19 protein-coding genes are annotated in these 26,108 nt (G+C 44.7%); 6 read left to right on the top strand and 13 right to left on the bottom strand.

Features of this window, described 5'->3' with window-relative positions:
• Nucleotides 1-46: 46 nt before the first annotated feature.
• The 4 genes from L3V32_RS02685 to lrp form a co-directional block, all read right to left on the bottom strand.
• Complete coding sequence (locus L3V32_RS02685) at nucleotides 47-1,402, bottom strand: replication-associated recombination protein A (protein WP_212762630.1); 1,356 nt, start codon at nucleotides 1,400-1,402, stop codon at nucleotides 47-49.
• Nucleotides 1,403-2,029, bottom strand: coding sequence for an outer membrane lipoprotein chaperone LolA (gene lolA / locus L3V32_RS02680; protein ID WP_012841960.1), 627 nt, complete (start codon nucleotides 2,027-2,029; stop codon nucleotides 1,403-1,405).
• Between the two features lie 74 nt (nucleotides 2,030-2,103).
• The gene (locus tag L3V32_RS02675; RefSeq protein WP_237283760.1) at nucleotides 2,104-5,157 is read right to left on the bottom strand and encodes a DNA translocase FtsK 4TM domain-containing protein; all 3,054 of its coding nucleotides are present in this window, start codon (nucleotides 5,155-5,157) and stop codon (nucleotides 2,104-2,106) included.
• A gap of 152 nt (nucleotides 5,158-5,309) precedes the next feature.
• The gene (gene lrp, locus L3V32_RS02670; RefSeq protein ID WP_005378234.1) at nucleotides 5,310-5,804 is read right to left on the bottom strand and encodes a leucine-responsive transcriptional regulator Lrp; all 495 of its coding nucleotides are present in this window, start codon (nucleotides 5,802-5,804) and stop codon (nucleotides 5,310-5,312) included.
• A gap of 156 nt (nucleotides 5,805-5,960) precedes the next feature.
• On the opposite strand from lrp, the gene ald reads away from it, so the two are divergent.
• On the top strand, nucleotides 5,961-7,085 hold the full coding sequence (gene ald / locus L3V32_RS02665) for an alanine dehydrogenase (protein ID WP_005378241.1): 1,125 nt from the start codon (nucleotides 5,961-5,963) through the stop codon (nucleotides 7,083-7,085).
• 93 nt (nucleotides 7,086-7,178) lie between these two features.
• Here ald and L3V32_RS02660 read toward each other — a convergent pair whose 3' ends face one another.
• Entirely contained in the window at nucleotides 7,179-8,375 is a 1,197-nt protein-coding gene (locus L3V32_RS02660; RefSeq protein WP_006742884.1) for a methyltransferase, read from the bottom strand.
• Nucleotides 8,376-8,428: 53 nt separating this feature from the next.
• A complete protein-coding gene (gene cysB / locus L3V32_RS02655; RefSeq protein ID WP_006742885.1) occupies nucleotides 8,429-9,403 on the bottom strand; it encodes an HTH-type transcriptional regulator CysB in 975 nt (324 codons plus the stop codon).
• Nucleotides 9,404-9,716: 313 nt separating this feature from the next.
• Between cysB and L3V32_RS02650 the strand changes: the two genes are divergently transcribed.
• A complete protein-coding gene (locus L3V32_RS02650) occupies nucleotides 9,717-10,481 on the top strand; it encodes a hypothetical protein (RefSeq protein WP_005390808.1) in 765 nt (254 codons plus the stop codon).
• A gap of 96 nt (nucleotides 10,482-10,577) precedes the next feature.
• Nucleotides 10,578-11,348 carry a tRNA isopentenyl-2-thiomethyl-A-37 hydroxylase MiaE gene (locus tag L3V32_RS02645; RefSeq protein WP_237283759.1) on the top strand — a complete coding sequence of 257 codons (771 nt, stop codon included), beginning with the start codon at nucleotides 10,578-10,580 and terminating at the stop codon, nucleotides 11,346-11,348.
• Between the two features lie 129 nt (nucleotides 11,349-11,477).
• Here L3V32_RS02645 and L3V32_RS02640 read toward each other — a convergent pair whose 3' ends face one another.
• Both L3V32_RS02640 and L3V32_RS02635 read right to left on the bottom strand, forming a co-directional pair.
• Nucleotides 11,478-13,106 carry a methyl-accepting chemotaxis protein gene (locus tag L3V32_RS02640; RefSeq protein WP_237283758.1) on the bottom strand — a complete coding sequence of 543 codons (1,629 nt, stop codon included), beginning with the start codon at nucleotides 13,104-13,106 and terminating at the stop codon, nucleotides 11,478-11,480.
• Between the two features lie 155 nt (nucleotides 13,107-13,261).
• Nucleotides 13,262-13,528, bottom strand: a complete 267-nt coding sequence (locus L3V32_RS02635; protein ID WP_012841963.1) for a hypothetical protein — start codon at nucleotides 13,526-13,528, stop codon at nucleotides 13,262-13,264.
• Nucleotides 13,529-13,820: 292 nt separating this feature from the next.
• Between L3V32_RS02635 and L3V32_RS02630 the strand changes: the two genes are divergently transcribed.
• Both L3V32_RS02630 and L3V32_RS02625 read left to right on the top strand, forming a co-directional pair.
• On the top strand, nucleotides 13,821-15,149 hold the full coding sequence (locus L3V32_RS02630; RefSeq protein WP_237283757.1) for a sphingomyelin phosphodiesterase: 1,329 nt from the start codon (nucleotides 13,821-13,823) through the stop codon (nucleotides 15,147-15,149).
• Complete coding sequence (locus tag L3V32_RS02625; protein WP_237283756.1) at nucleotides 15,146-16,102, top strand: ATP-dependent dsDNA exonuclease; 957 nt, start codon at nucleotides 15,146-15,148, stop codon at nucleotides 16,100-16,102. The genes L3V32_RS02630 and L3V32_RS02625 overlap by 4 nt, the downstream gene beginning before the upstream one ends.
• A gap of 83 nt (nucleotides 16,103-16,185) precedes the next feature.
• Here the strand turns inward: L3V32_RS02625 and trpS are convergent, their stop codons facing one another.
• Nucleotides 16,186-17,208, bottom strand: a complete 1,023-nt coding sequence (gene trpS, locus L3V32_RS02620) for a tryptophan--tRNA ligase (RefSeq protein ID WP_237283755.1) — start codon at nucleotides 17,206-17,208, stop codon at nucleotides 16,186-16,188.
• 600 nt (nucleotides 17,209-17,808) lie between these two features.
• Between trpS and L3V32_RS02615 the strand changes: the two genes are divergently transcribed.
• A complete protein-coding gene (locus tag L3V32_RS02615) occupies nucleotides 17,809-18,765 on the top strand; it encodes an AEC family transporter (protein WP_012841966.1) in 957 nt (318 codons plus the stop codon).
• A gap of 46 nt (nucleotides 18,766-18,811) precedes the next feature.
• Here the strand turns inward: L3V32_RS02615 and L3V32_RS02610 are convergent, their stop codons facing one another.
• From L3V32_RS02610 to L3V32_RS02595, 4 genes are all read right to left on the bottom strand, one after another.
• On the bottom strand, nucleotides 18,812-19,267 hold the full coding sequence (locus L3V32_RS02610) for a MarR family winged helix-turn-helix transcriptional regulator (RefSeq protein WP_237283754.1): 456 nt from the start codon (nucleotides 19,265-19,267) through the stop codon (nucleotides 18,812-18,814).
• 191 nt (nucleotides 19,268-19,458) lie between these two features.
• Nucleotides 19,459-22,620: an efflux RND transporter permease subunit gene (locus L3V32_RS02605; protein WP_237283753.1), complete on the bottom strand. Its 3,162-nt coding sequence runs from the start codon at nucleotides 22,618-22,620 to the stop codon at nucleotides 19,459-19,461.
• A gap of 2 nt (nucleotides 22,621-22,622) precedes the next feature.
• A complete protein-coding gene (locus tag L3V32_RS02600) occupies nucleotides 22,623-23,762 on the bottom strand; it encodes an efflux RND transporter periplasmic adaptor subunit (RefSeq protein WP_182032606.1) in 1,140 nt (379 codons plus the stop codon).
• Nucleotides 23,763-24,225: 463 nt separating this feature from the next.
• Nucleotides 24,226-25,863 (bottom strand): methyl-accepting chemotaxis protein, encoded by a 1,638-nt coding sequence (locus tag L3V32_RS02595; RefSeq protein ID WP_237283752.1) that lies wholly within the window; start codon nucleotides 25,861-25,863, stop codon nucleotides 24,226-24,228.
• Nucleotides 25,864-26,108: the final 245 nt, after the last annotated feature.

Here is a 26,108-nt window from a genome sequence, read left to right as displayed (position 1 = left end):
GCGTACGCGTTAAAAAAATTTACTGAACAAATGTATCCAAAAACGCCTACTTTTCATAGCGCTTTTGTTGGCTATTTGCGTCTAATTTAGCCAAGTAATCTAACTTTTCGCCGATTTTGGTTTCTAGACCGCGATTTGTTGGCTGATAATACTTACGATCCGCCATTTCTGGTGGCAAATATTGCTCACCGGCTGCATAGGCACCCGGCTCATCGTGAGCATAACGATACTCTGCTCCATAACCCATGTCTTTCATCAAACTGGTAGGTGCATTTCGAAGGTGATGAGGCACTTCATATTCAGGTAAGTTATGAGCATCTGTGAGCGCTTGTTTCCATGCCACGTACACCGCATTACTTTTTGGCGCGCACGCTAAGTAAACGATCGCCTGCGCAATCGCACGCTCACCTTCTGCTGGACCAACGCGTGTAAAACAGTCCCACGCGGAGAGTGCAACTTGCATGGCTCTAGGGTCCGCGTTGCCAACATCTTCCGATGCTATCGCAAGTAATCGGCGAGCGATGTAGAGCGGATCACAACCTGCAGCGATCATACGTGCAGCCCAATACAAAGCGGCGTCTGGATTTGAACCACGAATGGATTTGTGAACTGCAGAGATTAAGTCGTACCAGATATCACCTTTGTTATCGAAGCGAGAGACCTTTTCTCCCGCCACTTCCGCAAGCAACTTAAGCGTGATTTCTTTTTCACCCTGCGCGTTGTCTTCTGCCATATCGTATAGCAGCTCAAGGTAGTTAAGAGACATGCGAGCATCACCGTTAACTAGCTCTGCTAAGCGATCTAGTACGTTATCGGCGAAATGTGCTGGTATATTCCCCAAGCCGCGCTCTTTGTCGTTAATCGCTTGATCAAGCGCCAGCGATATTTCGCTCTGGTCAAGAGAAGTCAACTTGTAAACGCGAGCACGCGAGAGTAATGCGTTGTTTAACTCAAACGAAGGGTTCTCTGTGGTCGCACCGATAAACGTAACCGTACCGTCTTCAATATGCGGTAAAAACGCATCTTGCTGCGATTTGTTAAAGCGATGCACCTCATCCACGAATAAGATAGTGCGGCGACCTGCCATTTTGTTTTCACGCGCTTTGTCGATCGCAGCCCGGATCTCTTTAACGCCAGACGTCACCGCAGATACACGCTCAACTTCGGCGTTGGCATAGTTTGCTGCCACTTCCGCTAATGTCGTTTTACCTGTGCCAGGTGGTCCCCACAAAATCATCGAGTGAATGTGTCCGGCCTCTAGCGCTCGGCGTAGGGGTTTACCCGGACCTAAAATATGCTGCTGTCCAATATACTGTTCGATAGTTTGTGGTCTCATACGAGCAGCAAGGGGACGAAAATCTTCGTCCCCTGAGAAATCTAACGTGTAATTACTCACTACCAATTAATTCCTTTGGTCATCCACTTCCACGCCATCTGGAATTGTGAATGTAAATCTGTCTACCTTTGGTTTACCAAGCTTAACATTACTAAAAGTAAACAGCCCTTTCTGACCATCTTGCTCAATGACGTTAAAGCCTTTCACTACGCCTTTTGCATCAATATTAATCTGGAATTGGCCTTGAGTAGAGTCAATTGCCGTTGGAATGAGCGTAAACTCATTACCTTTCTGAGAAATCTTATAGTTATCCCAGTCGCTTGCTCTATTGCGAGTTAACAGCACAAATGGTGTTTGCTCGGTCGCTTGCTCTTGCCAGTAAATGCTTACTTGTTCAATGAATGGGCTGTAATACCACAACGTCTTACCGTCAGATACTAAAAGGTTTTCATCAGGAAAAGTCGTACTCCAACGGAACAAGCTTGGACGAGCGATTTCAACCGTGCCCTCACCTTCCATTACCGTTTCACCTTCAGGGCTGATCACTTGCTGGGAGAAATCGGCACTGAAACCCTCGTTCATTGCGAGACGTTTATTGAGTTCATCTTTGGGAGATGCTGCATTCGCAGCTGAGAAGAAAGAAACGCTTAAAACTAGCGCTGAGAAAAGTTTCGCTGAAAATCGTTTTTTCATTCAGATACCTATCAGAGGGTCAAAGACCTAAAGTTACTCACCTCAGTTGGACTGAAGTGAGTAAAACAAGTTCATTAATCTTTTGGCGGCGCAGGAGCTAAAACTTCGCGGTTACCGTTGTGACCCGGTGCACTCACGATACCTTGCGCTTCGAGTTGCTCAACAATACGGGCGGCACGGTTGTAACCGATCTTAAATCGACGCTGTACGCCAGAAACAGAGCCTCGACGTGACTGAACTACGTGCTCAACGACTTGATCGAAGAGTGGATCCACATCTTCATCCGCTTCCATTTGCTCACCTGGCAATAAGCTTTCTGGACTTTGATCTCCGCTGATGATCTCTTCAATGTAGTTCGGTTTACCACGCGCTTTCCAGTTGTTTACAACCGCATGAACATCGTCATCTGATGCAAACGCACCATGAACACGGGTCGTATGGCTAGAGCCTGGTGGTAAGTACAACATGTCACCCATACCAAGCAGTGATTCTGCACCGCCTTGATCTAGGATTGTACGAGAGTCCGTTTTAGTCGATACCGTAAACGCAACACGAGTTGGAATATTCGCTTTAATCAGACCCGTGATAACATCCACCGATGGACGTTGAGTCGCAAGAATTAGATGAATACCTGCCGCACGCGCCTTTTGTGCCAAGCGTGCAATCAGTTCTTCTACCTTCTTACCCACCACCATCATCAGGTCAGCAAATTCATCGACAACAACAACGATATACGGCAGTTTTTCTAGCAATGGCGGTTCCGTATCCATACTGTCGCCTTCTTGCCAGAATGGGTCATGAATTGGGTGGCCTGCTTCTGCTGCCATCTTCAACTTCTCGTTAAAGCCTTTCACATTACGAACGCCCAATGCCGACATCAACTTATAACGACGTTCCATCTCACCCACACACCAACGTAGAGCGTTTGATGCGTCTTTCATATCAGTCACAACTTCAGAAAGAAGATGAGGGATACCTTCGTAAATAGAAAGCTCTAGCATTTTCGGGTCAATCATGATGAAGCGCACATCTTCTGGACCTGCTTTATATAGCATGCTCAAAATCATCACGTTCACACCCACCGACTTACCAGAACCAGTTGTACCTGCTACTAGCACGTGAGGCATCTTCGCAAGATCGGCCACAACAGCTTCGCCCGCAATGTCTTGACCTAACACAACCGTTGTTGGTGACGTTGCTTGCTCAAACTGAGGACTACTGATTACATCAGATAAATAGACCGTCTGACGACTCATGTTTGGCAGTTCCAAACCAATGTAAGGCTTGCCAGGGATAACTTCTACAACACGTACCGCCATCGCAGACAAGGCACGCGCTAAGTCAGTTGAAAGACCGGAAATACGGCTTACTTTTACCCCCGGTGCCAAATCAAGCTCGAAGCGAGTGATCACTGGACCAGGATAAATCCCCACCACGTCGGCTTTGATTTTGTAGTCCGCTAGCTTGCTCTCAACCAATCGAGCGACCTGCTCTAGGGCATCACGGTCGATAAAGTTTTCGCGTTTTTCTGGATGGTAAAGCAACTCGAGCGTTGGAAGTGGCTCTTCTGGAACAGGCAAGTTTTCTTCTTTCTGTACCAAAAATGGGTTCTGTGTCGCGGCTACTTTGGCTTGCGCACTAGAAACCATGTCTTGGAATGCCGCTACATCTTCGTCGCCGTCTTGAACCTCTTCAACCTCCGCTTTTTGAATTGCAGGTTCAAATGTTGTTGAAGGTGTTGCCACTTGCTGATGAGGTGTTGTTGGAGCTGGCTGTACTTGTTGTACAGACTGTGACTCCACTTCGTCTTCATCGTCTAACACGTCAAAATCAGAGATCGTAGGTTCAATGTGTTGACTCGATTCTGTTTGCTCCGTGATGCTATCTAGCGCAGCGGAATCAATTACAGGCTCTTCATGCACAGGATGCTCAAGACTTGGCTGCTGTACTTGTTCTGCTTCAAATTGTTCGTACTCCGCATAATCTGGTTCAACACTGATCGGTTCTTCTGTAGCTGTATGTTGCTCTACATAGGAAGAGTAAGTGTCTGCAAATGATGGGGCTACCTGTTCTTCAGTTCCCCAGTCATCTGCTTGTTGCGCTGCAGCTTCAAGCTCTTCTATCGTGACATTCAGCTGCTTGGTACGCTCCAGAAGCGGATCAACGTTATCAGTATTCACCGCATGGACAGGTTGCGTTTGGTGCTCAGGTTGAGCATAAACTGGCGCAGCATTAACCGTAGCCTTGCGTTGTGGTGGCGTTGGTTCCACCATCATTTGTTCCGCTGGCTTCTCAGGTTTAGCTTGCGGCATATAAATAGGATACTCATGTACAGGCGCCGATTCTTTCGGCTCATCGACATCGAACGCCGTTAAATGAGGAAGCGGCTCATCATCAATGTCATGGTCTACGTTATGTCTAGGCGTAGAGACTTTATCTTCCACGAACTCATCTAGCTGAGGTTCTAAAACTTCTTGCTCAGAGCCTCTTATCTTATTTGCAAGCGCCGCAATTAGTGCTAATGCACGATCTCCAAGCCACTCAACGATGTTAAGCCATGAGATGCCTGTAAAGAGAGTAAAACCCGCTCCCCATAAGAACAGCAGTACCAATGTCGTGCCAAGTACATTCAATGTAGGTAAAGCTAGGCTAGACAACACGTCCCCGACGATACCACCGGACGAGAAATACCAAATATCATCAAAATTAATATCGGCTAGACCACAGCTAGTCATTATAAGGACGACAAGGCCGAGTAACCTCGTACCCCATAACATGAAATCAATTGGCTCATCTTCTCCTCGTTTACGGCAAATCACCCATGCAGCCGCAGCTAGCAAGAAAGGGATGGGATAAGCGAGAGAGCCAAATGTGAAGAATAGTGTGTCCGCAAGCCAAGCGCCGAAAAGGCCACCAGCATTGTCGATCTCCCCTCCCCATGCGGTTTGGGACCAGGAAGGATCGGCCGGACTGAAGGTAAATAGTGCAACCGCAAGCAATACCGAGCTAAGAACGCCAACGATAAAGCAGCACTCTTTTAAGCGTTGGAAGCCATTTAAGCGTGAAGACTGGGGCTCTTCACTGGTTTTGATAATGGTTTCGACTTTCTTTGCGTTCTCTTTGAACATAAATCAACTTGAATATGGAAATGAAATAGGAAATTGCAAAACATTCCGAGCGGCATCAAGCCGCTCGGTAAATTGATTTAACCATATCAAAGAGAAAAACCCAATTACTCTCTGGCGAAAGCGGAAGCATATACCGCTTTCTTTGCAAGAAATTAACGAGTTTTGATCACAAGCTGGTTAGATTGTTTCACTTCTTCCATTACAACGTATGTGCGAGTGTCATTTACGCCGGGTAGGCGTAGTAACGTATCGCCCAATAGTCGGCGGTAAGCACCCATATCTGATACACGGGTTTTAAGAAGATAGTCAAAGTCACCTGATACAAGATGACACTCTTGTATGTCGTCTAGCTTTTGAACAGCTGAGTTAAACTGCTCAAATACATCCGGCGCACCACGGTTTAGTGTAATCTCAACGAATACTAATAGTGACGCATCCAGGAACTGCGGATTCAATAATGCAGTGTATCCTGTGATGTAACCCTGACGCTCTAAGCGACGTACACGCTCCAAACATGGCGTTGGAGAAAGTCCCACACGTTTTGAAAGCTCAACGTTTGAAATACGACCGTCTTTCTGCAGTTCATTAAGAATGTTGCGGTCGATACGGTCTAGTTCCTTGGACGGCTTTTTATAGTTGTCTGCCATTTTTTATTCCACCTTATTACTTCCTTGCAAAAAAATATACTACAACTTTTTAATATTTGGTGCCAAATTTTACAAATCTATAACTATACTAGTTATTAATTCGACAATAACACCCTACAAACAGTTAATACAACCATTATAGAAAGAGGATACAGGATGATCATTGGCGTACCTAAGGAAATCAAGAACCACGAATATCGTGTTGGTATGATCCCAGCAAGCGTGAGAGAACTCATCTCACATGGTCACCAAGTTTTAGTTGAGACCAATGCAGGTGCCGGCATTGGTTTTTCAGACGATGATTACATCGCTGTCGGCGCATCCATTCTCCCTCATGCTGCAGACGTATTCGCGCAAGCAGACATGATTGTAAAAGTAAAAGAACCCCAAGCAGTAGAGAGAGCAATGCTCCGCGAAGGGCAAATTTTATTTACTTATTTACACCTAGCACCAGATTTTCCACAAACTGATGAGCTAATCAAGAGCAAAGCTGTCTGTATAGCCTATGAGACTGTAACAGATAATATGGGTCGTTTGCCACTGTTAGCACCAATGTCAGAAGTGGCAGGTCGGATGTCTATCCAAGCTGGCGCGCAAACATTGGAAAAATCACACGGCGGTCGTGGTCTGCTACTAGGTGGCGTACCTGGTGTTGAGCCAGCGAAAGTCGTCATCGTTGGTGGTGGTGTTGTTGGTGCAAACGCAGCTCGTATGGCTGTTGGTCTTCGCGCTGACGTAACCATTCTAGACCGTAACGTAGATACACTTCGTAAGCTTGACGAAGAATTCCAAGGTCGCGCTAAAGTGGTTTATTCTACTGAAGACGCTATCGAGAAGCATGTTCTAGAAGCTGACCTTGTTATCGGTGCCGTTCTAATTCCTGGAGCAGCAGCGCCTAAGCTGGTAACAAAAGAGCACATTGCTAAGATGAAACCTGGTGCGGCAGTGGTTGACGTGGCTATTGACCAAGGTGGCTGTTTCGAGACATCTCACGCAACAACCCACGCAGATCCAACTTACATCGTTGATGAAGTGGTTCACTACTGCGTAGCAAATATGCCTGGTGCGGTTGCACGTACTTCAACTTTCGCATTGAACAATGCAACACTCCCTTACATTGTGAAACTCGCAAACAAAGGCTACCGTGAGGCACTTCTAGAAGACAAAGGCTTCCTTGAAGGTCTAAACGTTATTCACGGGAAAGTAACATGTAAAGAAGTAGCAGAAAGCTTTGACTTGGAATACGTTGAACCAACTCAAGCTATCGCTATGTTCAATTAATGACAAAATAAAACACAATTTGTCACGTTTTGTTTACAAAAGCCCACGCATAAGTGGGCTTTTTCATATAGAGCGTTTAGCTATAAAAAATAACTAATTCTTATATGCGCAAATTAAAATATTTCTAGGTGTAACTGATTTAGGGCAAAACTCTGACAATCTAACACGATAACCACGTTCTTCAAGATAAAGTGCTTTGTCCAATGCGAGCCAGATCTCCAATGGACGTTGAAAAACCAGTTGCACTAAGCTCATTCTCTCCATTTGCCAGAAGCGTTGTTCGCTTAACTTTTCAAAATGATCGAAATCGATTTCTTGAGAAAGAACGATACCTTTCTGCTCCGCCGCCCAGCGACACAAAGATTCAAAGCCTTCACTTAATTGCGACTTACGAATACTGGGGACAGGTTGATATTCTGCCATGCCTAACGCTCGTCGAGTAATCAAATCGAAGCCAAGACGAAACACCATTTCCTGCTGACGATGGCGACGTACACGCTCCCCCCCTGTCACCGTTTGCTGTAACGGGATACGCAGTTCTTGCTTAGACAATGAGAGAGAAGAAACCCTCCCCGGTTTCGACATCGGCTGGTATTGTTCCGACTGAATCAAGTGATAACAACAAGGTGAGATGGTCATCGCAGCAATCCCATTCTCACTGCCGTACTGCATTAGACGAACATGGAGGTCACCACACGCATGCAGTGCCACCGCGTGTTGCGTTGGCTTGAATACCGCTTTTGCTTTGCTATCAAATGCGTCACCTTGAATAAACGTCATTTTCCAATGGTGTTCATTCGCAGCTTGTTGCCCTGAATCACACAGTGCTTGTTGATATTCGAAACTGGTCACAGGCTGATCGGTTTGTGTTGCCAGGATTCGTCCTAAATAACCTTTCCCTGAACACCACTCTAACCATTCTTCGCCACAGTGTTGTTGAATTGCAGCTTCACCCATCGAGCTGATTTGCTCCAGCTTACGTCCGGGAATGCCGTTGTCTAAACCACGAGCGAGTGCCAAACCATTTAAGGTTAAAGACTCTAAACGCGTGTGATAAGCGAGTTGTTCGAGTTGAGGCACGAACGCGCTTATCGCTTTTAAGGCGAGTTCAGGTTCCGCTTTATACTCTTCGATTTGAGAGGGAGAAAGAGACACTAACCACTGGCACAACTGAGGGTGTTGCTCTTGCCAAGGTAATGAGGTGTGAATGCTACTTTTAAATGGTTCAAACCGCCATAGCGATTCGTTTTCCAATAAGCAGTCATTAATAAATTGAAATTGCGTTTTCATAACTCCCCCTACAACGAGCGCATTGTAGAGGGAATCGAAACATCAATGAAGTGTTATCTCACCGGGAGCTCGATGTCTTTAAACATCTCTTCGATTTCTGCATTAGATTTCAACGAAATCGCCTGCTCTACCACTGGGCGAGTTAAATGAGGAGCAAAGCGTTCCATAAAATCGAACATGTATGAGCGCAGGAATGTGCCGCGACGGAAGCCAATACTTGTCGTACTAGCCCCGAATAAATGGCTCGCATCTATTGCGACTAAATCGCTGTCCTGCTCTTCATCCACAGCCATACTCGCAATCACACCAACACCAATACCCATGCGAACATACGTTTTAATAACGTCCGCATCAGTTGCAGTGAACACCACTCTCGGGGTTAAACCCTCACGATTAAATGCGGTATCTAACTCTGAACGGCCCGTAAAACCAAACACATAAGTGACCAATGGATAAGCGGCAAGATCGCTGATCGTTACCTTATCTTTCTTCGCTAATGGATGATCTTTAGGCACGACAATTGAACGGTTCCAGTGATAACAAGGCAGCATGATGGCATCTTGATATAAATGAAGTGCTTCTGTCGCAATCGCAAAGTTCGCCGTACCTTTGGCAATCGCCTCAGACATTTGTGACGGCGTACCTTGATGCATGTGTAATGACACTTTGGGGTAGCGAGAAGTGAAACCTTTGATGACATCCGGCAAAGCATAACGCGCTTGCGTATGTGTCGTGGTGATATTCAGCGTCCCCATTTCTGGGTGGGTGTGCTCCCCTGCTACAGCTTTGATACTTTCTACACGAGCGAGAATTTCTTGAGAGATACGTACAATTTCTTCACCAGCAGGTGTCACCTGTGTTAAGTGCTTACCGCTACGTTCAAAAATCTGAATGCCTAACTCATCTTCCAGCAACCGAACCTGCTTACTGATACCTGGCTGAGAGGTATACAAGCTTTCTGCCGTCGCGGATACATTCAGATTATGGTTTACAACCTCAACAATATACTTCAGCTGCTGCAGTTTCATCGTAATCCCTTACTTGTTCATGAGATAATTTATTGGCCACTCGGACGAGCGATATAATAATTAGTTATAACGCGTTCAAATCGAAATGAACAGTAATTTCTAACTTATACCTCAATCACATACTGATAATCCTCAACATAGAAACAATATGCATAAAGTTGAGCCAATAAATGACTGAAGTTCTATGATGTGACTTCTATCAGTAGCTAAAACGTGGGAGAGACAAAATAATCAAACAAATAGGGTGCCGAGTAAGATAAGATTCATGTATTCTTTAACGCTAGCCGTAGAAAAGTAAAGCAGACGCAAAGATATGAATATTGGTTTAATAATCGCTTTGGTAGCCATCCTACTGGTGTTGATCCTAGGCTATAACATTATGTTGCAGTATAAGGTCAAGGTAGAGACTGCGAAAAGACAGGAGTCCGCACGCTATGTTGCCTTGATTGATGGCACTGAAGAGTTGATTGGTCATGCGCACCATATCCCTTTTAGCAAGGAGCTGTTGCTGTGTCTAAACAATCGTATTCTTGACGCGCTAGAAAGCATGCATGAGCTTGACCCGAAGAATAAGCAGCTTGCTCAACGTATCGAAAACATGAAGCAACAGATTGATCAACTGAAAGAGAATGGTCCCACTGGCGAGAGTACCACGTTCAAAATGCCGAGCAGTGATAAACAAGCCATCGTCATGCTTAAGTTGGTGAAACGCCTCCGCGATACTATCCGTAACGAACATAATAAAGGCCGTATCGACACCCAGACTTATGTCGCTGAAAATGCGCGTTTAGAAACGATGCAGATTCGTATCAACATCGAAAACGTCATTAAAAGAGCAAACGACTCAATCGCTCGAGGTCAACCTGGTACAGCACTTCAACTGCTACGCAAAGGTATCGATGCATTGAGTACAAAGAGCGATCCCTACTCTATTCAAGCGAAACAGAAGCTTGAAGACATGCTGGGCGACCTAGATAAAAAACGCCAAGATAAAAGTGATGCCGAAATGCAGCAGATCGCCGATAAAGAGCGCGACAATGACATGGAAGCACTCTTCGGCGAGAAGAAAAAGTGGTAACATTCACCTAAGGTCAATAAAGGCTGCAATCGCAGCCTTTTTCTATCCGTAAGATAGCGGATATGCCCAATTAGAATGTGAAGTACTAAAACTAAAATGATGAATCTAGACGCCTATCAAGATCTTCTTGCTCCCATTAACCAATTTCTGCAATGCAGCACACCTGATGAATGGGTAGAGGAAGCAAAGAAACCAGAAAACCTTCAAACCATTTTATTAGACCACCTACTGTGTGAGCTAAAAGCTGGCCAATCTGCGATGTTTTTAATTCGTAAGTATGCCGTTGACCAATCCAGTTCACATGCTCTGCTTGACTGGTTTAAACCCTATGAAGATTTTGCTTATCGCAATGTAGGCTCACTAGAAACGTTAAAAGGTAAGAGCAATATTTCCAAAGCGATCATGGCTAAGTCCAACTCACCTTACAGCCAAGATTTGATCGATAAAATGGTGCTTTTGATTAAAGAGGAGTTACACCACTTTTATCAAGTTTTAGAGATCATGGAAAGTCGTGGAATTGAGTATAAAAATATTCCAGCAAGTCGCTATGCTAAAGGGCTCATTTCGCATATGAAGACTCATGAACCGGAAACGCTGATCGATAAGCTCATCATTGGTGCGTACATCGAAGCCCGATCTTGTGAGCGTTTTGCCAAACTAGCACCACATATGGATGACGATATCGCAAAATTCTACGTTTCTTTACTGCGCTCAGAAGCACGCCACTATCAAGATTATCTTGTATTAGCAGAGCAAATCGCGGGCAAAGACATCAGCGAACGCATAGCCTATTTTGGCCGAGTTGAGGCGGATTTAATTTCTACGCCAGATATAGATTTTAAGTTCCATAGTGGTATTCCAGCCTAGCGAGCATATTCTCCCAAGATTGAGCATGCTCTGAACTTATTTATATAGACAGAGAATAAATAAGCCGGACATTTCGTCCGGCTTATTTTTTGTAGCAATGAGGTTAGGAAAAAAGCTGAAACACAACAACTAGAGCTGGAATGAACCCATTCGAGTTTTCAAGTTGTGCGCTAGGCTACTGATCTGCTGGCAAGCTACAGCCGTTTGCGAAGCTCCCTCAGCCATCTCTGTTGAAGCACTATTAATATGCTCCACACTTCGATTCAGTTCTTCGGATACAGAATTCTGCTCGCTGCACGCCGTTGCGATTTGTGTGCTCATTTGCGCTATGTTATCGACAGAATGTTCAATTTCTTTTATCTGGCTATCAGCGTCATTGACTTGCTCAACACACTGAGAAATGCCCTCCTGACAATCACGGCTTGAATGCCCTATTTTGCTGCTGCTCTCTTGTAGTTGATTAACAATTTCCACAATTTGTGAAGTGGAGTCTTGAGTGCGTTGCGCCAGAGAACGAACCTCATCTGCCACAACAGCAAACCCACGTCCTTGTTCACCGGCCCGAGCAGCTTCAATTGCGGCGTTCAGTGCTAACAAGTTTGTTTGCTCCGCAATCCCGCGGATCACATCTACGACCACATTGATATTGTTTGAGCTAGATTCAAGCTCACGTGCCAGTTCATCTGACTCTTGGATCGTATGTGATACACGCTCAATTACTGCGATAGTTTGTTGTAACGTCGCCGTTCCTTGTTTAGCCACTTCCGTTGCCGAATAAGCAGAGGTCGCGCCAACTTCGGTATTTTGTGCCACTTCACTTACAGCAGCTTGCATTTCTGTCATCGCAGAAGCCACCGAACTAAGTTCAATTTGTTGATTTTGCATACCAGAAGCGGTCTGAGAAGAAATAGCACTCACTTCCTCTACTGCTGCCGTTAGCTGAATCGTTGAGTCATTAATCTCAGAAACCAGCGAATGTAAGTTTGTTTGCATACCGACAAGCTCTTTGAGCAACGTTCCTAACTCGTCTTTGCTCAATTCACTTTCGTCGATTTGATTATTCAATTGACCCTTGGCGATTTTAGAAGCGAATTCCAATGCTCGATCAACAGGCCCGCAAATGACTCGAGAAAGCAACATGGCAGACATTACCATGACCAATGCGACGACGAGCGCACCAACAGCAGCGCTGTATTGTGTAAATGCCGCTTCATTTTGTACTTCTTCGCCAATCAAATTCACCAACTCATCGTTCAACGCGAGGGTATCATCCAAGCTGCTCAACGCTTTTGAGTAGGTATCGAAACTCGATAAAATCACATCATTTGCACTTTCAGCATCACCTTGGCTTAGCAGTGCGTTGTAAGTCTTCGTTTCTTTGATGTATTGATTCCAGGTTTCTTTAAAAACGTTAAAAGACTGCGTTTCACGCTGATTAAGGTCGAGCTTTTCGTATTCTGCAATACCAGCCTGCACATCAGAACGCCATTGGTCGAGGTCTTTTAACCACTCACCAATTTTGGGGTGATTTGCGTTTGGCAATAAAGAGAACTCATCTTTGCGCACTTTAGTAATATCAACTTGGATACCTTTCAAAATCGCAACAGAAGGTAAGCTTTTATCTGTTAGCACTGAGATGTCTTTATTCAGTGTTAACAAACCTTGTACCAACATCACTGACACTAAACCAAACACGGCAAAAACGGTTAAATAACTAACCGATATTTTCTTTACGACACTTAAGTCTTTAATACGCATGCACTTTCTCCCTGCAGCCTTTCCAAATCTCTCACTTAAGTGAAAGCTTAACCTCTAAAACACACTGTTTTTTGCGCTCGATATCATTGAGCGCTCTTATATACATCGGCCTGAGAGATCAAATCTTGACCAGTAATTGATATTTTTATCACGTGCTATTTTAGAGATAGGCTCGCATGCTCCGTATTGTGTCTACATTTTTTTATGAGCGCTTCCCGGCGCAACTCTAAGATCTCATCGATGAGTTTTTCTTTAGCGTTGATGCCAAAGTGCTGGGCATAATTTTTGACTTTTTCAATCTCATTAGGCTGTAAGCGGTATACCTCTTTCTTTAAACGAGCTTCTGCTTCGCTTCTAATCAAACCTTGGTCTTGTAGTAATTTAATGATGGTTTCATCGATTGGATTTACTGCTCTAGCCATGGTGCTCCATCTATCAATTTAAGTTCTAGCCATGTGGCTGGATGAATGACGCCGCACAACTTATAGAGCGAAGATGACAACTTGATTGCAGTGAGTACGATTCGTTAACCATCGCTATTATTTACAGCCGCTTAAGCAACCATTAACTCTCTACCCCGACTCCTCACCATTGAATAAAGATCACATTCTGATAACAATTTTCAGTACTGGCTTCGATGTCATCCATATTTAACGTGCAAGTAATATTTATAAACAAGAATGATTGCTCTAGTTCAAATGATGGAAAAATAAGATGAAATTATCGCAGTGGGGTCTTTTATTAAGTGGCTTGGTGGCATTGCCAAGCATTGCAGATACAGATGTTTATCTAACCAATAACTCTGATCAGCCTTTAACTATTCAAGTAAAGCACGAAGGCAGTGATTTACTTCAATACGGAGAAGAGTGGCAGCAACATGTACAAGTACTTGGTCCGTGGGAAACCAAACCTGTATTGAGCTTCAATCGTTGGGAAGGCGTGAAATCAAACCAAACTTACCGTTTTGAAACTGTGGTTTCTAGCCCTAAAGGTGAAAGCATAACACTCAATCAGGTCATGGAAGGTCATTGGTATAATTCAACCATTGAATATGGCTTATCGGCGTCCGATGTCGATTTATCTCTTAAAGATGATCGTAATATTCATCGTGCCAACACTAACGCTTTTGGTACGAGAGAAACCGAACTGGCATTTAAGTCAGACAGTACCGCTCGATACGACGATCTTTACTACACCATCACACCAAGCAAGGTAGCGGAGTCTGTCGACAACGAAGAACAAAACCTTAAGTTGATGACTTATAACATCTGGGCGTTGACGGCTATTGCATCGCACATTGGAGATCGTTACGAACTAATTCCTCAACATGTAAAAGGTTACGATGTTTTGGCGCTGCAAGAGGTGTTTGCCAGCGGCCGTGAAGCATTCTTACGTGAGTTAGCCAAGGAATATCCTTACCAAACAAAGATGTTAGATAAAGAAGGCGTTAATATTCATGATGGTGGCGTAATCATAGTTAGTCGCTACCCTATCGTGAATGAAGCGCAATATGTCTTTCCCGATTGCTCTGGTACAGACTGCTTTGCCGATAAAGGCGTAAATTATGCGGAAATAATTAAAGGTGGTCAGGCTTACCATGTGTTTGCTACCCATACCGCATCTTTCGATACAGACACCGCCCGTGAGTATCGTCAGCGCCAGTTCAAACAAATCCGCGCACTCGCCCAATCTCTTAACATTCCTTCAAGCGAAACTGTGGTATACAGCGGCGACTTTAACGTCAACAAAAGAAAGTTCCCTGGTGACTACCAACAAATGATCGCTAACTTAAGCGCCATAGAGCCTCAGTACTCTGGTTACACGGAGTCAACCTTTGATCCCCGTATCAATAACTTCGCAGGTGAAGCGTTATCAGGTGGCGAAAACGTGGAATACCTTGACTATGTCATGGTGAGTAGCGAATACGGGGTGAAATCATTCAATGACAACCGTGTAGACGTGCCGCGCACAACCGCAGAGAGTTTATGGAAACACTACAACCTTTCTGACCATTTCCCAGTTAGCGCAACAATTAAGCCATGAAGAAAATCGCGTTGATAATCATGTCCGCCATTATGGCGGGCATGATGTTTTTAACTTTCAGTCAAGATGGGCAGCAAGAAACGGCCGTGTCCGCTTCTGATCCGAAGACAAAAAATAAGAACGTCCCCAGTACATCACTAAAAACAAGCAATATCGCTCCCAATGCAGATGCTTCACCACAGACTGCAGAGCTCCCTTCTGCGGTTCAAATAACGACTGAGAGATTAACTCTGCTCAAAGGGAGAAAACTGGTCGCAGAGCTTGAGTCATTTTGGCATGAGTGTATGTCGAACCGCGACTGTGAGGAACAGTTAGCCTTGCTCGAGCCTTATTTATCGTCAGCACGATTTCAACTTTTGGCGAGCTACCATCAACTCAACAGTCAATGGCAAGAAAGTGTGGGTAATTTGTTGTTTGATGAGCAACAACCACTAGCCTCACGTATTGCACAACTGAAAGCCGAGGCGAGAGGCATTTGGGGCGAGTTGGCTGATGTTATTTTCGCGGATGAGTTCGCCCTATACGATTTCAATTTAGAGGCCCAACAGCTCAACACGCAAAGTCCAGAAAGCTTTTTGCAAGCTTTCGAGCAACTCATCATAGACTGGCAAGAAAATACAGAGGCTATCGGGCTTACAAACGACCAAGCAAAATATGAGCGTGCAGTCGCCCTAATACCCAATAGCATGAGCTTTCCAGATCGCCAAGCCATCATCGCAGAGCTGCAAAAAACTTACTTAACGAAGGACGAAAGCGAAGAGATTCACGATCGTCAGCAACAAATTGCCGAGCAAAAAGAGCAAGTCAGAGATTACCAACAAGCATTGCAACAACTTGAGTCCAGACTCAGAAAAGAAAGAGCCACAAGCCATTCGAATTTGTCAGAACCGGAATGGCAAAGCTATTACCAACAAGAAGTAGCGGATTTTCGTCGTGAGTTTTTTTCTTCTTAACAATCAGCTTTGACTGGCTGGGAGCTAAAAAGGCACGTTGCTAATAAGCCATCGTGCCTTATGTTCAACTCTCTACTTTTAATTCAGAACAAATTCAAACCAAATACATCTTTCACATCAAATAGCACTTGTTCAGTTTTCTCACGAGAACGCTGACTGCCTTGTTTTAAAATATCAATCAGCTGTGCTTTGTCATTTAGATACATGGCACGCTTTTCTCGAATAGGACGAAGCATCTCTTGTAGGCATTCTTCTAACACTTTCTTGGTCAAACCATCACCTAACCCACCGCGTCGATAATGCTCTTTTAGCTGTTCGACGTAATCTTTATCAGGGTGAAAGGCATCGAGGTAGGTAAATACGATATTACCTTCGACTTGGCCAGGGTCCTCAATTTTCAGGTGATTGGGGTCGGTATACATAGATTTCACCGCCGCAGAAATCTCTTTTTCAGACGCCCCTAGGTTGATTGCATTCCCCATGCTTTTAGACATCTTATTTTTGCCATCAGTACTCGGCAACCGAGGGGCATCACTAAGTAATGGACGGCATTCTCTAAGAACCTCTTTTCCACCCAGATGGTTTATTTTTCTCACGATTTCATTAGTTTGCTCTAACATCGGCAGTTGGTCATCACCCACTGGTACTAGCGTCGCATGAAACCCCGTAATATCAGCAGCTTGAGAAATTGGATACGTTAAAAAGCCTGCGGGAATAGAGCGTTCAAAACCTTTACTCTGAATCTCATTTTTAACCGTAGGGTTTCGCTCTAATCGTGCGATAGAAACAAGATTACTGTAATACATCGTCAACTCGGCTAACGCTGGAATTTGAGACTGCAACGTGATCGTAGTTTGAGCAGGGTTGATACCAACAGCCAAATAATCTGCAACGACATTGAGAATATTAGAGGATACCTTTGATGGATTATGCGCGTTATCCGTCAGCCCTTGCATGTCCGCGACCAAGATTGTTTGCTCGTGCTCCGTTTGCAATTTGACTCGTTGTTGCAATGAACCAATATAGTGCCCGAGGTGTAACGGACCTGTCGCTCGATCGCCGGTCAGGATAATTTCACACTGTGATGTACTTTGAATGGTGTTCATATTTATCTCCAAGTATTTAATAGATCGCTACTGGAGATAAAAAGATCAAACACTCTTAGCTACCATCCAGCAGCTTAAGAATGTGAGTATTCCGTGCCGCTCTATTTAGAGCGCCACCAAAAGAAGGTTGTTGATGAAGGGCTAACGTGTATTTTCATGTTTTCAAACTAACAGTACATCGAACTGAACTCAATCTGTTTTTGTATTGAATTAGCGTAAGTATTCAAAGAGCCTACAGAAACGATTACATTGGTAAAGACATCGCAATGACTAAAGCCGCACCAAACACCGAACCTGAGACAAATGCACAAAGTACGGTTTTGTTGTGTTTCCTTTTCATCGATGAACTCCTATCCATAACCACAATGACCAACCCTTTTATTTAATACGCATGTGGATGCATCACGATAAGTAGTAAACCAACATATCGCGCATAGAACCAGTACAGCTTTGTTAAACTGGGACCTCGTCCATAACTTGGAATGCAAATGGTTCTGGAACCAACAAAAGAGGAAAATTTCATCACTTTTCTATCCTGTCTCCCAGAGTTTATGGCTTAATAGACAGCAGGAATATTTTTCTTTTGCTGCGGGTACTTACATGGAAGCTGTTCTACATCAGTTGCAATTCTCTTTGTCGATAACCGGCCCTATCTGCTTAATGTTAATACTTGGCGTGGTGTTCAAACGCATTGGACTGATCAACGATAATTTTATCGAAGTGGGCTCTAAACTGGTGTTTCAAGTTACGCTACCTGCGATGTTATTTGTCAGTATTGTGGCTTCAGAACACGATTTTTCCGCGGCGAGTGGCTTTGTCAATTTCGGCGTCATCGCTAGCATTTCGTTTTTCATTTTCACCTACCTTTCGGTCAAGCTTCTGTTCAAAGCATCACCTGACCAAGGTGTTCTTATCCAAGGTGGGTTTCGAGCAAACACAGGTATTATTGGCATCGCTTACGTTGCCAATGCGTATGGTTCTCAAGGTGTGGCGTTAGCAGCGCTTTATGTCGCGGTCACCACGTTTCTTTATAACGTCCAAGCAGTTATTTGCTTATCTCCCAAGGGCGCAACTTCTGTCCCACAAGCCGCAAAAATGATGGGCCGAACACTGACGAGGAATCCACTGATAATCTCAATCGTCCTAGGGATGGCTTTCTATTTGCTCTCTATTCCAGTACCGAATGTTGTTATTGATGCAGGGGACTACTTGTCCAAAATGACATTACCTTTAGCGCTGTTGTGTACGGGCGGCTCACTCGATTTTAGCTTGATGAGAAAAGAGAAAGGTCCATCTTGGTTTGCAAGCAGTTACAAGCTGATCGTGGCACCCGTAATGATCACTATTGGTGCTTACTTAGTAGGTTTTCGAGGAATTGAGTTAGGTATTCTTTTCTTTATGAACGCTTCCCCAGTGGCAGCAGCCAGTTATGTCATGGCACGTTCTATGGGAGGCAATGCCACATTAGCCGCAAATATCATCGCACTCACTACGGTACTTTCTACCATCACGTGTACGTTGGGCATTCTATTTCTTAAGTTTTACGACTTAATATAATTGATCACCGATAAAGTAAAGGCGCGTTAGATAGCATTAAGATAAGCTACTGGTCGTGATTTGCAAAAGTGAGCTTTCTTACCAAACGAAAAAACTCACTCGCTTCTGATTCAGACAAACAAGCAAAAAATTCTTTCTGTAAGTTCGTCATGATTTGATGCACTTGCTTTAAAGCGTTTGCCCCCTCTTTTGTCATGCTGAGCATTTTGAGACGCTGATTCGATTTACTTTTAGAAACTTGAACAAACCCTCGCTTTTCCAAATTATCCACCATTCGCTTTGCTACACTTCGCTCAGTTCGAACCGCGTCAGCCAACGCTTGCTGACTCATGGGTTGAAACTCTTCCAAAGCGGCCAGTGCACTTGCCATCTCGAGTGTCATTAAATTTTGCTGAGAGAGCTCAGCTTGAGCACGGTTGCGATACATTCGCTGCATCACACCGCAGACAAACATAGGGCTTTGATCCAAAACGGAAATTGGGGAGATTTTCTGATCTTTCATCGTCGTTTGTTCTTCTTTAGGCTTTCATTCGGTCGGAGGAGTAAGCAGATTCTGCATAAGGCAAAACGCTCCCCCTTCAAGTTTGCGTCAAAGACGGTAACCACCAAGTGAAAACATAAAATAAAGAGCGCCGAAGCGCCCTTTTATCGTGTTTATTATCACCAGTATAACTCAGTTACAGCAACCAAGTCTTACTCGCTTTGCTGAGCTGGTTTAGGATTAGTCTCAGACAACTCTGCCTCCGATTCTTTTCTCGCACGTCGATCAAACAATCGCTCAACCACCACAAAGAAGATTGGCACAAAGAATATACCTAAGATCGTCGCACTGATCATGCCACCAAGTACACCAGTACCTACCGCATTTTGACCTGCTGAGCCCACACCTGAACTGATAGCAAGCGGTACTACACCCAGACCAAAGGCTAGCGATGTCATAATAATTGGGCGCAGACGAACACGAACGGCATGCAGGGTAGCTTCGATAAGGCCTGCGCCTTTCTCGTAGTAATCTTTCGCAAACTCAACAATCAGAATGGCGTTTTTAGTTGCCAAGCCGACCGTCGTTAATAAGCTCACCTGGAAGAATACATCGTTGTCCATACTTCGCGTCATTACCGCGAGCACAGCGCCAAGCACACCAAGTGGCACAACTAACACTACGGCGAAAGGTACTGACCAACTTTCATACAAAGCGGCGAGAACTAAGAATACGACGAGGATAGACAGCGCATATAACATTGGCGCTTGGTTTCCAGACAGACGCTCCTCATAAGAGATGCCATTCCAGTTCACCGTAAAGCCTTCTGGTAGCTTTTCTACCATTGCTTCAATTTCTGCCATGGCTTCACCAGTACTGACGCCAGGAGCTGCGCCGCCTTGGATATTCATCGCTGGCAAACCATCAAAACGCTGCAAAAGAGGTGAACCATACGTCCACTCTCCGCTCGCAAAGGCAGAGAAAGGCACCATCTCACCTTTTGAGTTGCGCACGTACCACGAATCGAAGTCTTTTGGCTGCATACGGTATTCCGCATCACTTTGCATCATGACTTTTTTCACTCGACCGCGATCAATATAGTCGTTAATGTACGCCCCGCCCCATGCCGCTGACAGGATTTGGTTGACGTCATTAATGCTAACATCCAGAGCACGCAGTTTAACGTGGTCAATGTTCACTTTGTACATTGGCGCATCTGCTTGGCCGTTCGGACGAACACCGACAAGTTTCGGGTTTTGTGCAGCCATGCCAAGCAGTTGACCTTGCGCAGCGACTAATGCGTCGTGACCTTTGTTCAACGAATCTTGAAGATAGAAATCAAAGCCTGTCGAGTTACCCAATTCTTGAATCGCAGGAGGTGCAAATGCAAACACCAGTGCTTCTTTAATGGTTGAGAAGTACCCCATCGCTCGACCCGTAATGGAAGCTGCATCAGCACCCGGCGCTTCACGCTCTGACCAATCTTTCAGACCGATAAAGGCCATCCCCATGTTTTGGCCTTGACCTGCAAAACTAAAGCCCGCAACGGAGAAGACTGATTTCACGTTGTCTTTCTCATCCACAAGGTAAAAGTCGCGCATTTTCTCAAGTGTTTTTTCCGTCTGCTCTTGCGTTGAGTTAGGCGGCAAAATGGCCATTGAGAATACCGTGCCTTGGTCTTCATCCGGCAAGAATGACGTCGGAAGGTTCATAAACAGCCAGCCCGCACCTGCACTCATTGCCAAGAATACAACCAACATACGACCTGTGCGCTTTAGGAGTTTAGCAACGCCGGTTTCATAGCCAGCTGTCATCGCATCAAACTTGCGGTTAAACCAGCCAAAGAAGCCTTTCTTTTCTAGAAGCTCAGCATCGCCTTTTTTCAGTAATGTTGCACATAATGCTGGAGTCAGAATTATTGCTACCAAAACTGAAAGTGTCATCGCCGCCACAATCGTTATCGAGAACTGACGGTAAATAACCCCTGTAGAGCCAGACATAAACGCCATAGGGACGAATACCGCAGAAAGCGTCAGACCCACACCAATCAGAGCACCAGTGATCTGCCCCATCGATTTTTTGGTCGCTTCTTTGGGCTCTAACCCATCCTCATGCATCACGCGCTCGACGTTTTCCACCACAACGATGGCATCGTCCACCAGCAAACCGATAGCCAGAACCATCGCGAACATGGTTAACGTATTTACGCTAAATCCAGTCGCGTACAAAATAGCGAAGGTGCCGAGTAGTACGACAGGCACTGCGATCGTTGGAATGATCGTCGCACGGAAGTTCTGCAAGAACAGGTACATGATTAAGAACACAAGAAGAATGGCTTCTAATAGCGTTTTAACCACTTCTTGAATCGAGGCTTTGACGAATGGCGTCGTTTCAAATGGGTAAGCAACCTGTAACCCTTCTGGGAACGTAGCACTCAGTTGGTCTAAGCGCTCTTTTACCGCATTGGCTGTCTCAAGCGCGTTTGCGCCAGTACCTAATGAAATACCTAACCCCGATGCTGGGAAGCCATTATATTGGCCTCGAATGTCGTAACTTTCTGCCCCACGTTCAACGCGAGCTACATCTTTCAAATAAACATTCGAACCGCTGGCGTCAGACTTAAGAATGATGTCTTGGAACTCTTCCACACTGCTCAAACGACTTGCAGACGAAATCGTTGCATTCAACAGCTGACCTTCCTGCGCAGGTGCTGCACCAAGTTGACCTGAAGAAACTTGCGCGTTCTGTTCACTGATCGCATTCGCTACATCGATTGCGGTCAAGTTGAACTGCGTAAGCTTAAATGGGTCCAGCCAGACTCGCATCGCATACTGCGCACCAAACGCCTGCACTTGTCCTACGCCAGTTACACGACTTATCGGGTCTTGAATATTCGTTACAACAAAGTCGCCGATATCGTTTTCTGTAAAGTCAGGATCTTCAGAATAAACTGCCACCACCATGAGAAACGCCGTGTTGGATTTATTCACGACGATACCTTGGTTTTGTACTTCCATCGGCAATGATGTCAATGCCAATTGCAGTTTGTTCTGCACCTGTACTTGCGCGATATCAGGATCAGCTTCGCTATCAAACGTCAGGGTAATTGTCGCATTACCGAATGCATCACTGCTCGATGATAGGTAGCGAAGATAATCTAATCCCGTCATATTTTGCTCGATAACCTGCGTTACCGAGTCTTCAACGGTTTTCGCTGATGCACCTGGATAACGTGCACTGATGGTGATCGTTGTCGGTGAAATCGTTGGGTATTGCGAGACGGGTAAATTGAATAATGACATTACCCCCGCCAACATCGTTAGAATCGCGAGAACCCAAGCAAATACCGGACGATCGATAAAAAATCGTGCCATGATTACTCCTGCTCACCGTTTTGGATAGTTACAGGACTACCTGGACCTACCTTTTGTAACCCAGCAGTAATGACTTTATCGCCCGCGTTTAAACCATCAATAATACGCCATTGATTATTGATCGCTTCAGCTGTCTTCACTGGTCTCGCTTCCACTTTGTTCTCACCATTCACCATCATCACTGTTGCTTTGCCTGTCGCATCACGAGAAACGGTATTTTGTGGTATCAGAATCGCGTCAGGGTCAACACCAGTAATAACCGTCGCACGAACAAACATTCCTGGTAGTAACAAACCGTCAGGGTTTGGGAATTCAGCACGAAGCGTCACGCTACCCGTACTTTCATTCACATTAACCTCGGTAAATTTCATCGTGCCTTTATGTTCGTACGTGCTGCCATCTTCAAGCATCAATGTAACTTGCGCAGAGTCATCTTCTTGCATATGACCTTGGGAAAGAGCCGCTTTTAAACGCAGCAGTTGCGCGGATGATTGCACAATATCAACGTTGATAGGATCAAGCTGCTGAATGGTCGCTAATTTGGCTGCTTGGTTAGCCGTAACCAACGCACCCGCCGTCACACTCGATTTACCGATCACACCGCTAATCGGAGCTTTCACTTGCGTGTAATCTAAATTGATTTTTGCCGTATTGATCTTCGCTTTTGCGACTAGGACCTGTGCTTGCGCTTCCTTGTATGCTGCTTCTGCTTCATCCAAATCTTGTTGGCTGATGGACTTTTTGGTGATCAAGGTTCTGTAACGCTTCACTGTGGCATGGGTCGATTCTGCCGCTGCTTGAGCTCGGATTAATTCCGCTTCAGCGCTCAGCAAATCCGCTTGAAATGATGAATCATCAATTTGATATAGGGACTGTCCTTGTTTAACAAGGCCCCCTTCAACAAAATTTCGCTCTGAAATAATGCCTGTAACTTGCGGACGAACTTCCGCTTCTTTGAATGCACGGCTACGACCTGGCAACTCGACAGTTAACGCTTGGCGAGTTGGTTCCACCGTTAACACTTCAACTTCGGTTGCGGGCGCAGGACCACTACCTTGGCTCGATCCTTCTTCGCTAGGTTGACATCCAACCACAAAAAGGCTCGACGCAATCAGCAGAGATAGCGTGGTTTTACGTCTCATGAATTTTTCTCTCTTTTACCTACAAGCCTTCAAGATTCCTTGCTAAAAACTTCTAGAATGACTTAATGATGACTAACGGATGTATATCCAGAACAAATTAATTAGGATGATAATTACCCAGTGTTGTACATACAACAAAATTTACAGTTCTATACGCTTACGAAAAACGTTTATGGTAAAGGTGTAATGAAGTTCTCAAATTTGAAGATTTTGGGTTGGAAATCACACTTTCCTGTGAGCAATTGCAATGGTTAAAAAGCAGCAAAAGTGATGATAAAAGCATCATCACGCTGTACAGAGTTTGTCACCGCTGTCTAGGATTATTTGCACCTCTGGTATACAAAGTTAAGTAAAAGAGGAATGTAAATATAGTCGAGCCTTCACAAGTCAGGTTCGACCCTTATCTAAAAAATAACCCGCTAAGAAGCGGGTTATTTCGTCAGTGAGACTGCAGTTCTCAAGCTTATACTTTGAACTGACTAACCTGATGATCTAAGCGCTGGGTTTGCTCTGATAACATGGCTAAAGATGCTTGCGATTGGTTGACGATTTCCACAATAGATGTACTGCTATCTGCAATGCCTTGTACGTTGCTATTTACTTCGTCACTTACCGTACTTTGCTGGCTTGCAGCCGTTGCAATGTGTGTGTTCATCTCGTTCATACGTGAAATCGCGTTTAAGATTTCAGAAAGGGATTGACTCGCTCTCCCTGCCGATTGAATTGTTTCATCACTGCTATTTTGGCTACCACGCATCACTTCTACGGCTTGTCCCGCACCAGATTGTAGCTTTTCAATCATGGTTTGGATTTCACCCGTGCTCTGTTGTGTGCGACTGGCTAACGAGCGAACCTCATCTGCTACAACAGCAAAGCCTCGCCCTTGCTCTCCTGCACGAGCCGCTTCAATCGCTGCGTTAAGCGCCAATAAGTTCGTTTGCTCTGCGATACCACGAATGACATCCAATACAGAAGCAATGTTACTCACATCATGATCCAATGTGTTAATGACGTGGCTTGCACTTTCGATTTCACTTGCGAGGCTACGAATTGAGCTAACGGTTTGATCCAAAATAACATTGGTATTGGTAAGTTCATCATTCGCAGTCTGGCTTGCAACCGCAGCTTCGTTGGCGCTATCGCTGACATTTCTGCTGGTGACTTGCATCTCATGCACTGCCGCTGCTACCGCCTCGCTGTCTTTTTGCTGTGAAACGGTCGAGTTCGCGATGGTCGTGGTCAACGAGCTAAGATTTTCCATCTCATTACGCAAGGTATTCGAACTTTCAATTACTTGAGAAACTGTCGCTTGGATTTTAGACACAAACTGATTAAACGCGTTCGCTAAATTGCCAATTTCGTCTTGTGTTTTCACGTCGATTCGCTGGCTTAAATCACCTTCACCAGAAGCAATTTCTGTCATCGCATTTTTGATATCGTTGATAGGCTTCACGACGGTTTGCAACAACAAAAACGCCATCGCAATAGCGGCCAGAATAACAATCACAATGCCCGCTTCAAGAATTAACTCTGCTCTTGATGCAGCTGCAGAGATTTCATCTTTCAATAAGCTTTGTTTTTCTTCTATCGCATCTTTCACAACATTAAGTTGCGCTCTTACCTCGATAAACTGATTTTCAAAGGTGTGTTTGTGTTCGTTGTAGTAACCAAGCCATTGTGATTGAGGTAAACGCAACATCGCTTCATAACTCGCCAACCATTTTTCACCTAGGGAGACAAGCTTTCTCACTTCATTACCGTGTGAAGAAGACATCACGCCAGCTTGCGATAGCTCAATCATTTTCTCCATACGTGGCAGCGCTTTGTATGCGTTGTCTTTGTATTCACCGATGTGGTGGTCAATATCGGTTTGAGTATCAGAAAGAGCAACACCTTGGATTGCAGATGTAGCTTGGTAAAGATCGCGGTAAGCATCCTCAATCGTTAATAAGTTCGGCACTATCTGTTCGTTAAGTGTTTCACTCAACTCAGATTGTTTCCAACTTGTCATAACGTTTAATACAGAGCTCACAATAAACAATCCAATAATCAGTGACAGCGGAATCACTATCTTCTGCTTGATCGTTAAGTTCTGGAACATGAATAGACTCTCTTTAATTATGGTATACAAACTGCCAGAAATTATATCAAACAAATAGAGTATCCCATTAGGTAAAAGACTCTATTAAACATGATATCTGATGACTTTTTGACAAGCGTTCTAATTTCAACAATTAATTGATTTTATGGAAAATTTAATAAGGAACGCTCATCACAACATGCGAATAAAAACGCACTACCTGTACGGAAAATGTGTAACAAAAGATGAATAAAAAAGGAGGCTTT

The sequence above is a fragment of the Vibrio sp. J2-4 genome (assembly GCF_021728155.1).
Classification (GTDB): Bacteria; Pseudomonadota; Gammaproteobacteria; order Enterobacterales; family Vibrionaceae; genus Vibrio; species Vibrio diabolicus.
The sequence above is the reverse complement of the archived record's forward strand: the minus strand, read 5'-3'. Positions and strand labels throughout refer to the sequence as shown.